Origin of the sequence: Flavobacterium collinsii (genome assembly GCF_902804485.1) — a bacterium.
Taxonomy (GTDB): domain Bacteria; phylum Bacteroidota; class Bacteroidia; order Flavobacteriales; family Flavobacteriaceae; genus Flavobacterium; species Flavobacterium collinsii.
In genome coordinates, this window is sequence record NZ_CADCST010000130.1 from 1 (window position 1) to 12,333 (window position 12,333).

A 12,333-nucleotide genomic window follows, 5' to 3' on the forward strand; every position below is an offset into this window, starting at 1 on the left:
GACTATTATTTCTCATCGCAACAAAATTTATTAAAGTTAAATTTTGTTACCGAAATATCTAACCTTTACAGAAATGACAAAAAATAGACTTAATTTAAGTTTTCTAAATAAACCTCATTCATTTTTTTTCGGTGCTCAAACATACTCATAAACAAAAACGTACCCATTTTTCTGGCGCGTCGTTTTAGCGTTTCTGCATTTTCGCCTTCAAAATGTTCTTCTAAAGTTTGAAACCAATAGTTTAACCAGATTCCAAATTCATTTGAAGTAATTTTTCCTTCAAAATGCGAGTCAACTTCATTGTGTACTTCAAGTGGATTGCCTTTGTATTTTTTTACTCCGAATAAATTGGTTTCCCAAAAATCGGTTAGCTTTTCTAAATGCGCATCCCAATCTTTGATCACGGTATTAAAATAAGAGCCGATTTCTTCATCGGCTCTTATTTTAGCGTAAAACTGATGTACCAAAAAATTTACATCTGCCCGGTTCTCTATTTGTTTTTTCATAGAATAAAACTATTTAATAGAATAAAAAAGACACTTAAAAGTGCACTTGCAATAATAAGGTTAAAAACCGTTTTGTGCTTCATTTGTGCCAATATAGAAGTATTTGCAAAAACACAAGCTAAAACAATAATGGCAAGTTGTATCATTTGAGGTATTGAGGTTCCGTTAGCCAGAACGTACATTGCCGCAGCACCACCTAAGCAGCTTTGACCAATTACAGCCATTGCAGCAGAACCCATATAGTTTTTATTGAAATTTTCGAATGTTGTTTGATATAGTGTCATGATATTGAAGTTTTATACTACAAAGGTACAGGCACTATAGAGATGCATTTTATGACTTAAATCATAAAAACTGAATTATTTTATCGGTATACTTTCCTGTTTATGATTTTTAAGAGGCCCTTTTTCTCCAGAGTTTTTATGGTTCTGATGACTGTTTCAACGCGTAAACCGGTTAGGTCTCCAATTTGTTGTCTCGTAAAGTTGATGAGGTGGCCATTCTCGTTTTTTTCAAAATTGAAATAAACAATTCCATAATCGATTAATTTTAAAATGCGATGTTCCGGTTCCTGCGTTGACATTTCAGCTGCCATAACCGATTTATAATACAGACGCTGAGCCAGGTTTTCGATTATTTTGATACTGACATCAGGGTTTTCTTCCAGCAGTTTCATAAAGTTGCTTTTGGTAAGAACTAGCACTTCTGAGGCTTCAACCGTGATGGCATTTGCGGGATAACTTTGGTTTAGAAACAAAGGAGGTTCCCCGAAGGATTGCTCTTTGTAAAAAATGCCCTGAATAAACTCGCGTCCGTCGTCGTTATAGTTGCTCATTTTTACTTCGCCTGAAACAATCTGGTAATAATGTGTGGGTAGGTTGTTTTCTTCAAAAATAATTTCATTTTTGTCGAAAGACTTTTTTAGAGCACCGTATTTTTTCAGCAGATCAGTTGCGATCATAATTTTGTTTTAGCTATACCACAAATATAATTCATTCAAAATAGTTCTTCTGCATCAAAAAACTTTTACTTTTACGCCCATTATGAGACAAAAATTACTCACTATACGACAAGAAATTCTGGAAGCTAAAAGTAATGGACAAAAATTACTGGCCATCTTGTTAGATCCGGATAAGATTGTTTGGGAAAATTTAGATCATTTATTGCTTAAAATAAATCAATCTCCTGCAACACATATATTTGTGGGAGGAAGTATTGTAAAGGCAAGAATTTTAGAAGATTTAATTTCAAAATTAAAACAAGAAACCAATTTACCCGTTGTTATATTTCCGGGTGATCCCTCACAGATTTCACCTCAGGCAGATGCTATTTTGTTCTTATCTTTGTTATCAGGCCGGAATCCGGATTATTTAATAGAGTATCAGGTTCAGGCCGCTCCAATTCTAAAAAAAACAAATCTGGAAGTCATTTCGACAGGTTATATTTTGATTGAAAGCGGGAACGAAACGGCTGTAGCACGCGTAAGTAAAACAAAACCACTGGATCGGGATAATTTTGATCTGGTTTTGGCCACAGCACAGGCCGGAGAGATGTTAGGAAATCAATTGATTTATTTAGAAGCAGGAAGCGGTGCAAAAAAAGCAGTTCCGTTAGAAATGGTGCGGTTAATTGCCCAAAATGTCGAGATACCTATAATTGTTGGAGGAGGAATTGTAGATTTGCACGGAATTCAAAACGCTTATAACGCGGGAGCCGATTTAGTGGTTATTGGAACCGCTTTTGAAAACGACAGTCATTTTTTTGAATTATAAAATAAAATCAACCCAAAATAACCAATTCGATTATGATTGATTTTTTTCTGGACAGTTATAAAAACGCCCCATTATGGCATATTGCGCTGGAGTTTTTAGTTTTTATCTGCGGTATTTTGAGTGTGTGGTTTGCAAAAAAAGAAAATATATGGGTATATCCGACAGGTTTGATCGCCACCGTTATTTCGGTTTATCTCTTGTATGTTGCAGGTTATATCGGTGATATGATCATCAATGGATATTTTTCTATAATGAGTATTTATGGTTGGTATGTATGGGCCAAAGGAGGAACGGTAGAAGATAATTTGCCTATAACACGTACAAATACAAACGAAAAAATAATTGGAATAATATTGTTTTTTATAACTGTTTTTGTAGTTTTCGGCATTTATAAATATTTTGATTATGAAATTAGAAATGACAACTATGTCGATATGATTTCATCAGGAATATTTTTTGCTGGAATGTGGTATATGGCGAAGAAAAAGATCGAGAACTGGACGCTTTGGATTATTGGTGATATTATTGTAGTACCTCTCTACGCTTATCGCGGTTTAGGGATGTTATCACTTCAATATTTAATTTTTACAATTTTGGCTATTTCAGCTTATTTAGAATGGAGAAAAATCTTAGACAGCAAAAAACAGCTATCATAAAAATTGCTTTATTTGGTCCTGAAAGTACAGGGAAAACTACCTTAGCAAAACAACTTGCAGAATATTATGATACCGAATGGGTTCCTGAATTTGCACGTGATTATTTGCAGGAAAAATGGGAAGAGAACCAGCACATTTGTGTAGCCGATGATATGCTGCCTATTGCATACGGACAAGTAGCTTTAGAAAATCAAAAGCTCGATTTGTCCCAAAAATATCTTTTTTGCGATACCAACTTAATGGTAACAAAGGTTTTTTCTGAAATGTACTATGGTTTTTGTGATCCGCTTTTAAATGAGGCGGCATTAGAGCATGAATACGATTTATTTTTCCTAACAGACATTGATGTTCCATGGGAAAAGGACGATCTCCGGGATACTGCAGAAGGTAGGGAGACAGTGTTTTCTGTCTTCAAGCAAACGCTTATTGATACTAAAAAACCTTACATAACCCTTTCTGGAGATAAAGAAAGCCGTTTGGCCAAAGCGGTAGTAATTGTCGAGCAATTGTCTGTTGCAAAACAACATGGTTTCTCATCAGAAGATTTCGTTCAGATGTACGAGCATGGAATTCCTTTTGAGAAGATTTTGCAGCAATTGCAAATTTTTAAAAACGGAATAACAAAGTCTAATTTAATTAGCCCAGCTACAACTGCAAATGGTATTCTAAGCTTGTCAGAAGCTGAATTTGAAGAAAAAGCTGTTTTTTTTGATGTCCAAAAATCGAAGATCAAACTTAAAAAATTTGTTCCGGCCTCGGGTGCAGCCAGTAGAATGTTTAAATTTTTAAGTGCTTTTTTGAATGATTTTGATATTCAAAAAGAAACTATAAATGCTTATATCAATAGAAAAAAAGATAGTGATTTATCTATTTTTATTGTAGCGATGGATAAGTTTCCTTTTTTTGAGGCTCTGGATATAGATCTTAGGGAGATTTATCCTGATTTTGAAGTTTTAGACAGAGATTATAAAAATTATTATTTTATAAAAACATTATTGTCTTCAGCTTATTATGACTTTGCCAATAAGCCAAAGGCAGTTTTGCCTTTTCATCAATACAAAACGCATATAGCAAATCCAATCGAAGAACATTTGAATGAATGTGTGCATTATGCAACGTCAAATCAGGTTTCTAATTTGCATTTTACTGTTTCGGAAGCACATCAAAATCTGTTTGAAAATGAAGTTGAGGTTCTTAAAGAAAAAGTGGAAGCAGATTCAGGAATCAAAATAGACATTTCTTATTCCTATCAAAATAAAAGTACAGATTCGATTTGTGTAGATGCTAAAAATAGCCCGATCCGGGATAAGAATAATAGACTAGTTTTCAGACCGGGAGGACATGGAGCTTTAATTGAGAATCTAAATGAACTTGATGCCGATATTATTTTTGTGAAAAATATTGATAATGTAATTCAGAATCATATTGATCAAATTGCTTTGTATAAGAAAGCATTGGCAGGAGTTTTACTTGAAGTTCAACAAAAGGTTTTTGGTTATCTAAATGCAATTGAAAAGCAGGAGATAAAAGAAGAAGGCCTTGAGGAGATCATTGTTTTTTTATTGAAGAAGCTGAATGTTGAATTGAATAGTGATTTTAGTAAATTTACTTTTGAAAATAAAATCAGTAAGATTAAAGATTTGTTAGACAGACCAATTCGTGTTTGCGGGATGGTGAAAAATGAAGGAGAACCGGGCGGTGGACCATTTTGGGTAATGAATGATAAAGGATCGGTTTCACTTCAGATTGTAGAAGCTTCACAAATAGATCTAGCAAATAAAAAGCAACAGGAAATTCTGACTTCGGCAACTCATTTTAACCCTGTTGATTTAGTATGCGGAATTAAAAATTACAAAAATGAAAAGTTTGATTTACTGCAATTTGTAGATCAAAAAACAGGCTTTATTGTAGAAAAAAGTGTTGAAGGAAGAGTAGTGAAAAGTTACGAACTGCCAGGATTGTGGAACGGAGCAATGGCCAATTGGCTGACTATTTTTGTCGCAGTACCATTAATTACTTTTAATCCCGTGAAAACAGTAAACGATTTATTAAAAGCAGCACATCAGCCACAATAATGGATGTCGAAAAAATCATATCAGAGTTAAGTTTCAAAGCAGTACGCAGCAGCGGTGCTGGAGGGCAAAATGTAAACAAAGTATCGTCAAAAGTTGTTTTGACTTTTGATATGAATTTGTCTCAGGCTTTATCTGAAGAAGAAAAACTGCTTTTGCAGAAGAATATCGGAGTCCGTTTAACAACGGAAAATATTCTGATTTTAAATTGTGATGAAGACAGAAGTCAGCTTAAAAACAAAGATATTGTCATAAAACGATTCTTAGAAGTAATTAAAAAAGGATTGCATGTTCCTAAAGTGCGTAAAGCAACTAAGATTCCGAAATCGGTAATTAAAAAACGAATCAAGGATAAAAAGAATGTCTCAGAAATAAAACAATCCAGAAAGAAGCCAAATTTAGATTAAATAGCAACTCTTTAAATTGCAAATTCCAATTATAGCGTTTAGATTTCGTTGTCAAAAATTGGAATTTGGAATTTGAATATTGGATTTTTTAACATTACATTTGCACTGTCTCAAAGGGGTGCTCTAAATAACGAGCTGAGATCATACCCAAAGAACCTGAGCGAGTAATGTCGCTAAGGGAAAGACGACAATTTTAGCGTATACACTATACTTTGTCGTGAAACATTTATTAATTTAACAAAAAGAATAATTCCCCCTTTTATTCGTAATTATTTACGGATGAAAACTATTTTTAAAGGTGCTGAGGTGCTAAGTTACAAAGGTTCTAAGATTCAAAAGTCAAGCAGAACCAAATCTATTTTCTTACTTCTTTTTTCTATTTTCTTTTCTCAATTTTCTTTCGCGCAAGAACAGGATTCTACAAAAGTCAATAAACTTGATGATGTTTTAGTTTCGGCAGTTCGTGTTACGACCAAGACTCCGGTAAGTTTTAGTAATCTCGATAAAAAAGACATTAAATTTAGAAATCTGGGTCAGGATATTCCAATCCTGATGAATTATCTGCCGTCGGTGGTTACTACTTCTGATGCGGGAGGCGGAATAGGGTATACCGGAATCAGGGTGCGTGGTAGCGATGCTACCAGAGTAAACGTAACCATTAACGGAATTCCCTACAATGATGCCGAAAGTCAGGGAACTTTTTGGGTAAATATGCCCGATTTTGCTTCTTCTGTCGAAAGTTTACAGTTGCAGCGAGGTGTTGGAACTTCTACCAATGGTTCTTCTGCTTTTGGAGCCAGTTTGAACATGCTGACCGATAATTATGCTACAAAAGCAAGCGGGGAAATTTCAAGTTCTTACGGAAGTTTCAATTCAAATAAAAATACAGTAAAATTCAGTACGGGTTTGTTAAACGATCATTTTGAGTTGGCCGGACGTTTGTCTACCATTAAATCGGATGGTTATGTGGATCGTGCAAGTTCGGATTTAAAATCGTATTTTCTTCAGGGGACTTATGTTGGTAAAACGACTTTAATTAAGGCTCTGGTTTTTGGAGGAACCGAAAAAACATACCAATCCTGGAATGGTATTGATGCTGAAAAACTAAATTCAGACCGTACTTATAATTCAGCAGGAAAATATAAAGATGAAGCAGGAAACGTTCATTTTTATGATAATGAAACCGATAATTACAAACAAAACCATTATCAATTGCATTGGAGTGAATCAATTTCGGATCAATGGAGCAGCAATCTAGCCGTTCATTATACTAAAGGACAGGGATTTTATGAAAACTTTAAATACAATGAACCAGTGGCGGGTTATGGACCAATTCAGCCTACTAAAATGGTGGAAAATGACCTTGGTGAATTAGTTCCCGGAACCGATTTAATTCGTCAGAAATGGTTGGACAATGATTTTTACGGGACAACTTTTTCAGTAAAATATAAACAAGAAAAACTGGATGTAATCGTAGGTGGTGGTTGGAACAAATATGAAGGTTCTCATTTTGGTAAAGTAATTTGGGCAAGGAATTCTTCTGTAGCCCTGCCAGGAGATCATTACTATGATGATTTTTCAACTAAAACAGATGGGAATATTTTTGCAAAAGCAAATTATCAGTTCACAGAAAAGCTTAGTTTTTATGGCGATTTACAATATAGAAATGTAAAGTATAAGGCCAATGGTAAAGATACAGGATTAGTGGATGACAGCTTTAATTTCTTTAATCCGAAAGCAGGTTTGAATTATGAAATCAACTCAAAAAATGCCCTTTACTTTTCATACGCCAGAGCTAATCGTGAGCCTAACAGAACCGATTATGAAGGCGGGAATGTAAAGCCTGAGAAACTAAATGATTTTGAATTAGGATGGAGATTCAATTCGGATAAATTTCAATTGAATTCAAATGTTTATTACATGGCCTATAAAGATCAGTTAATCTTAACCGGAAGATTGGACGATGTTGGGGCTCCAATTCGTGCTAACACAGATAAAAGCTACCGTTTAGGTTTAGAAGTTGATGCTACAATACAACTTTCTGAAAAGTTTATCCTTAGACCGAATTTTACTTTAAGCAGTAATAAAAATATTGATTTAGCTGTTGAAGGTACACATTACGGAACAACTGATATCGCTTATTCACCATCGGTTATTGCGGGAAATATTATTGTATATAGTCCGATTCAAAGTTTACACATTTCGTTATTACAGAAATATGTAGGTGAGCAATACATGAATAATATTGAATTACGCGCTGCTAAACTGGCGGATTACTTTGTGAACGATTTGAATGTTTCCTATGAAATCAAGCCGAAATCGGTCTTCAAATCGATTTTGATTACAGGTTTGGTCAACAATATTCTGGATAAAAAATATGTTTCAAATGGAGCAATGTGGGATGTTTATCCTTATTACTATCCTCAGGCAGGGATTAATTTCTTAGCGGGATTAACATTGAAATTCTAAGAAAATAAAAAAGCCTGAAAAATTAATTTTTCAGGCTTTTTATTTTAATTGTAAACGTGAATCACAGTTCCGCTTACTTCTACACGATATTGCTTTAAGGGATATTCTTTGCCTCCCAATCCGGTGAATAAACTATACTCCGTTTTATCGCAAGAGCAAACAGCATTTATTCCGTTTAATGTCATGGCGGCACATGAGGTTACAGCTTGATTAGGACAGGCAGCGTCAAATGCATTGTAGTCGCTTCCGGTATTAAAAATAATAATTCCTTTTGCACCATAATTTGCAACAATTACACCATTACTTACAAATTTAAGATTGGAATAGGCAGGCAAATTCATATCGACAGACAGGTTAACAGCATAACTTGGAATGTAAGGGTTTTTATTACTGCGGTTATTATCACTACAAGAGAAAAGCACAGAAACAAAGACAATTAAGTACCAGAATTTTTTCATTATTTTAATAAGAATTAGTGAAACAAAAATAATTTATTTAGATTTGAATTCTATATGATTAACATATAATTATGTACTATTAAAAATAATAGTATATTTGTAATAAGAAATCCCGTCCCGATGGGATTTTTTGTATTTATATAAACGACGAAGTTATGAGTAAAGTATCTTATTATACAGCAGAAGGATTAAAAAAATTAAAAGATGAGTTGGAGCATTTAAAAAGTGTAATGCGTCCAAAGGCATCTCAAGATATAGCGGAAGCAAGAGACAAAGGTGATTTATCTGAAAACGCCGAGTATGATGCCGCAAAAGAAGCACAAGGTCTATTAGAAATGAGAATTGCTAAATTGGAAGAAGTGTATTCTAATGCGAGATTAATTGACGAATCACAACTGGATGTTTCGAAAGCACTGGTTCTTTCTAATGTGAAAATTAAGAATCAAAGCAACGGAATGGAAATGAAATATACGCTTGTTGCCGAAAGTGAAGCAGATTTAAAGACGGGAAAAATTTCTGTAACCTCTCCTATTGGGAAAGGTTTACTAGGAAAGTCTGTTGGAGAAGTAGCTGAAATCACAGTTCCAAATGGAGTTTTGAAATTCGAAATTCTTGAAATTACCAGAGACTAATTTTTTAAGTTTAACTGTTTGATCGTTAAAACGGTTGAACGATGAACCCAATAAACGAACAAACAATGTCAATATTTACCAAAATAGTAAACGGAGAAATTCCTGCTTATAAAATTGCTGAAGACGATAATTATTTGGCTTTTTTAGATGTGAACCCAAATGCGAAAGGACATACGCTTTGTATTCCAAAAAAAGAAATCGACAAGATTTTCGAGATCGAAGATGAGTTGTATTTAGGGCTAATGAAGTTTTCTAAAAAAATTGCAATTGCTTTAGAAAAAACCGTTCCCTGCAAAAGAGTCGGAATGGCGGTTGTTGGTTTAGAAGTACCTCATGCGCATGTACATTTGATTCCGTTAAATGAAATGGATGAAATGCGATTCCAGAATAAGGTTTCACTTTCTAAAGAAGAATTTGAAGCTCTGGCTAAAAGTATTCAGGCAAATCTTTAAATTTAAAGAGCCAGTATAAAATATCGACTCCGTTCGATTTTACATTCAAATCAAATAAAGTGCAGTAAGATTTCCTTACTGCACTTTTTTATTTAGAGAAATCTGGAATGTAGTTCCTTTTCCAATTTCAGAATGTAAAACCTTTATTTTTCCGCCATGATATTCCTCAACGATTCTCTTGGTCAAAGAAAGTCCCAGGCCCCAGCCACGTTTTTTGGTCGTAAAACCGGGTTCGAAAATAGTTTTGAACTGCTTTTTGGAAATTCCCGTTCCGGAGTCTTTTACATTAATTTTTACATGCTGTGAATCTTCTTCAATCTGAAGGTCCAAAGTTCCTTTTCCTTTCATGGCGTCGATCGCGTTTTTAATTAAATTCTCGATCGTCCAGCTGTGCAGCGTTGGATTTATCATGGCCAAAATACTTTGTTGGGGCACATGATAAGAGAAGGTAACTTGTTTTGAAAAACGGGATTGCAGATATTTATAGGTATTCAGCGTTTCGGCAACAATATCCTTCTCTTCCAAAACAGGAACTGATCCAATTTTAGAAAAACGATCTGTAATGGTCTGCAAACGTTCAATGTCTTTTTCGATCTCAAAGGTTATAGACGGATCGATCTCTTCTGTTTTCAAGATCTCAACCCAGCCAATTAGGGATGATAGAGGTGTCCCGATCTGATGTGCTGTTTCTTTTGCCATTCCAGCCCAGAGCTTGTTTTGAGTAGCCATTTTGGTACTCCTGTAAAAGTTATAAATCAAAGCACCAAACAAAAAGATAATCAATAATAAGGCAATGGGGTAATACTTTAACTTGTTGATCAATGCCGAATTTCCATAATACAATTCCTGATGTTTTCCGGGAGCATATTCAATAACGATCGGCTCATTTTCATTTTTTAAATTATTGAGATAGGATAATGTGCTTTTGTCATTTTGAAGAACTTCTTCCGGGACATTTACGGAGCTAATTACCTTATCATACATCGTAAGCATAACAGGAACCGAGGTGTTGTTGTTGATGATTTCCAGCGGTAAATCTAGATCCGTATTTTCATCTGCATTGACAAGTGTCTTTTGTGCATTGGCCCAAAGATTCATTTTCAGGCGTTCTTCGTTTTTAAAGATTTGGAAAAAAGTATAAGTGTTCCAGAGAATCAAAGAAATGATTAAAAAGGAAATAAAAATAATGATCCAACGGGTTGTATTTCTTCTCTCAGAAAAAGACATAAATATTTTTTTGTGGTATAAATATAACGAAATATAAACATTTAATATTTTGTGGAGCGTTAAAGATTTTTTGTTTTTAAGTCTTAAACTATTTCTTTTGATTAAACGATTTTTCTATTTTTGTAGCTACGGAAATGAGATTCCATTAAAAAGAAAAATATGATTAGTATTGATCCAAAAGAAATACCAACGGCAAAATTACAAGGATATTTACAAAGTGCTGTAGGGCCGAGGCCAATTGCATTTGCAAGTACAATCAGTGCTAAGGGAATACCAAATTTGTCGCCTTTTAGTTTCTTTAATGTGTTCAGTGCCAATCCACCAATTTTGGTTTTTTCACCGGCCCGACGTGTACGCGATAATACCATTAAACACACTTTGATAAATGCTGAGGAAACTCGTGAAGTAGTTATTAATGTTGTGAATTACGATTTGGTGCAGCAAACATCACTAGCAAGTACGGAATATGGCGAGGGTGTAAATGAATTTATAAAAGCCGGATTGACGCAAATTCCGTCTGATTTTGTGAAACCTTATCGTGTAAAGGAGTCTCCGGTACAGTTTGAATGTAAAGTGACTCAGATTATTCCGTTAGGAGATCAGGGTGGTGCGGGGAATTTAATTCTTTGTGAAGTGGTTAAGATTCATATTCACGAAGTAATTTTAGATGAAAACGGAGCCATTGATCAGCATAAAATAGATTTGGTTTCGAGACTGGGAAGTAATTGGTACTCCAGATCGAATCAGGGACTTTTTGAAGTGCCTAAACCATTGACAACTTTAGGAGTTGGAGTAGATGTGATTCCGGATTTTATCAAAGAAAGCCCCGTTTTTGACGGAAATGATCTTGGGAAATTAGGAAACATTGAAGCCTTGCCTACCACAGAAGAAGTTAGTATATTTGTGAAAGAAAATTTTTCGGTAAAAGGAGTTTTAAGCTCAGACGATCTCGAAAAAGTACATTTGGAAGCCAAAAAATATCTTAATAAAGATGATATTTCATCGGCCTGGAAAGTACTTTTAGCAAAGCAATAAGAATAGAAACAATAATTAATATAGAAAGAAGATGGAAGTTACAGGAAAAGTAAAAGTGGTGAACCCAGAGCAACAAGTTAGTGCTGCATTCAAAAAAAGAGAGTTGGTTGTTACCACAGATGAGCAGTATCCACAGCATATTTTGATCGAATTTACACAAGATAAATGCGATTTATTAAGTAGCTACAAACAAGGTGAGGCAGTAAAAGTTTCTATCAATTTAAGAGGAAGAGAATGGGTTAATCCACAAGGAGAAACCAGATATTTCAATAGTATTCAAGGTTGGAGAATCGAGAGACTTGCACCGGAAGGTCCTGGACAAACGGCTCCAATGCCAGCTGCAGAAGCTTTTGCACCGGCAACTAATTTGAACGAAGACGAACCGGACGATTTACCGTTCTAAGAGAGTTAATATTTCAATAAAGTAAATTCCAAATTCCAATTCATGAAAGATGTAATTGGGGTTTGGAATTTTGTTTTTAGCCTCGGTTTTTGCCAAAGTTCAAGGCTGTAATGAACTTTAATATTACACAAAACAACCCCAATAATTGTCATTTCTGTAAAGGTTAGATATTTCGGTAACAAAATTTAACTTTAATAAATTTTGTTGCGATGAGAAATAATAGTCAAGATTCCACTTTAGAACG

The 12,333-nt window shown here is 34.5% G+C and carries 14 protein-coding genes; 9 read left to right on the plus strand and 5 right to left on the minus strand.

Annotation, left to right across the window (positions count from 1 at the left end):
- Nucleotides 1–89: 89 nt before the first annotated feature.
- The 3 genes from FLA105534_RS20575 to FLA105534_RS20585 form a co-directional block, all read right to left on the minus strand.
- Nucleotides 90–506 (minus strand): group III truncated hemoglobin, encoded by a 417-nt coding sequence (locus FLA105534_RS20575; protein ID WP_173967963.1) that lies wholly within the window; start codon nt 504–506, stop codon nt 90–92.
- The gene (locus tag FLA105534_RS20580) at nt 503–790 is read right to left on the minus strand and encodes a hypothetical protein (RefSeq protein WP_017497977.1); all 288 of its coding nucleotides are present in this window, start codon (nt 788–790) and stop codon (nt 503–505) included. Before FLA105534_RS20580 ends, FLA105534_RS20575 begins: the two co-directional genes overlap by 4 nt.
- Before the next feature lie 80 nt (nt 791–870).
- Entirely contained in the window at nt 871–1,467 is a 597-nt protein-coding gene (locus FLA105534_RS20585) for a Crp/Fnr family transcriptional regulator (RefSeq protein WP_173967964.1), read from the minus strand.
- An 82-nt stretch (nt 1,468–1,549) separates the two neighbouring features.
- Between FLA105534_RS20585 and FLA105534_RS20590 the strand changes: the two genes are divergently transcribed.
- From FLA105534_RS20590 to FLA105534_RS20610, 5 genes are all read left to right on the plus strand, one after another.
- On the plus strand, nt 1,550–2,278 hold the full coding sequence (locus FLA105534_RS20590) for a phosphoglycerol geranylgeranyltransferase (RefSeq protein ID WP_173967965.1): 729 nt from the start codon (nt 1,550–1,552) through the stop codon (nt 2,276–2,278).
- A 32-nt stretch (nt 2,279–2,310) separates the two neighbouring features.
- Complete coding sequence (gene pnuC / locus FLA105534_RS20595; protein WP_173967966.1) at nt 2,311–2,934, plus strand: nicotinamide riboside transporter PnuC; 624 nt, start codon at nt 2,311–2,313, stop codon at nt 2,932–2,934.
- Nucleotides 2,895–5,009 (plus strand): DUF4301 family protein, encoded by a 2,115-nt coding sequence (locus FLA105534_RS20600; protein WP_173967967.1) that lies wholly within the window; start codon nt 2,895–2,897, stop codon nt 5,007–5,009. The genes pnuC and FLA105534_RS20600 overlap by 40 nt, the downstream gene beginning before the upstream one ends.
- Nucleotides 5,009–5,413: an alternative ribosome rescue aminoacyl-tRNA hydrolase ArfB gene (arfB, locus tag FLA105534_RS20605; protein ID WP_173967968.1), complete on the plus strand. Its 405-nt coding sequence runs from the start codon at nt 5,009–5,011 to the stop codon at nt 5,411–5,413. Before FLA105534_RS20600 ends, arfB begins: the two co-directional genes overlap by 1 nt.
- Before the next feature lie 279 nt (nt 5,414–5,692).
- Complete coding sequence (locus FLA105534_RS20610) at nt 5,693–7,882, plus strand: TonB-dependent receptor (RefSeq protein ID WP_173967969.1); 2,190 nt, start codon at nt 5,693–5,695, stop codon at nt 7,880–7,882.
- 44 nt (nt 7,883–7,926) lie between these two features.
- Here the strand turns inward: FLA105534_RS20610 and FLA105534_RS20615 are convergent, their stop codons facing one another.
- Complete coding sequence (locus FLA105534_RS20615; protein WP_173967970.1) at nt 7,927–8,340, minus strand: Rieske (2Fe-2S) protein; 414 nt, start codon at nt 8,338–8,340, stop codon at nt 7,927–7,929.
- Nucleotides 8,341–8,495: 155 nt separating this feature from the next.
- On the opposite strand from FLA105534_RS20615, the gene greA reads away from it, so the two are divergent.
- Nucleotides 8,496–8,972: a transcription elongation factor GreA gene (gene greA, locus FLA105534_RS20620; protein WP_017497969.1), complete on the plus strand. Its 477-nt coding sequence runs from the start codon at nt 8,496–8,498 to the stop codon at nt 8,970–8,972.
- A 41-nt stretch (nt 8,973–9,013) separates the two neighbouring features.
- A complete protein-coding gene (locus tag FLA105534_RS20625; RefSeq protein ID WP_246253283.1) occupies nt 9,014–9,424 on the plus strand; it encodes an HIT family protein in 411 nt (136 codons plus the stop codon).
- A gap of 75 nt (nt 9,425–9,499) precedes the next feature.
- On the opposite strand, the gene FLA105534_RS20630 is transcribed toward FLA105534_RS20625, so the two are convergent.
- Nucleotides 9,500–10,651: a sensor histidine kinase gene (locus tag FLA105534_RS20630; protein WP_173967971.1), complete on the minus strand. Its 1,152-nt coding sequence runs from the start codon at nt 10,649–10,651 to the stop codon at nt 9,500–9,502.
- 159 nt (nt 10,652–10,810) lie between these two features.
- Here FLA105534_RS20630 and FLA105534_RS20635 point away from each other — a divergent pair, with 159 nt between their 5' ends.
- Both FLA105534_RS20635 and FLA105534_RS20640 read left to right on the plus strand, forming a co-directional pair.
- Nucleotides 10,811–11,686, plus strand: coding sequence for a flavin reductase family protein (locus FLA105534_RS20635; protein ID WP_173967972.1), 876 nt, complete (start codon nt 10,811–10,813; stop codon nt 11,684–11,686).
- A 31-nt stretch (nt 11,687–11,717) separates the two neighbouring features.
- The gene (locus tag FLA105534_RS20640; RefSeq protein ID WP_041516416.1) at nt 11,718–12,089 is read left to right on the plus strand and encodes a DUF3127 domain-containing protein; all 372 of its coding nucleotides are present in this window, start codon (nt 11,718–11,720) and stop codon (nt 12,087–12,089) included.
- Nucleotides 12,090–12,333: the final 244 nt, after the last annotated feature.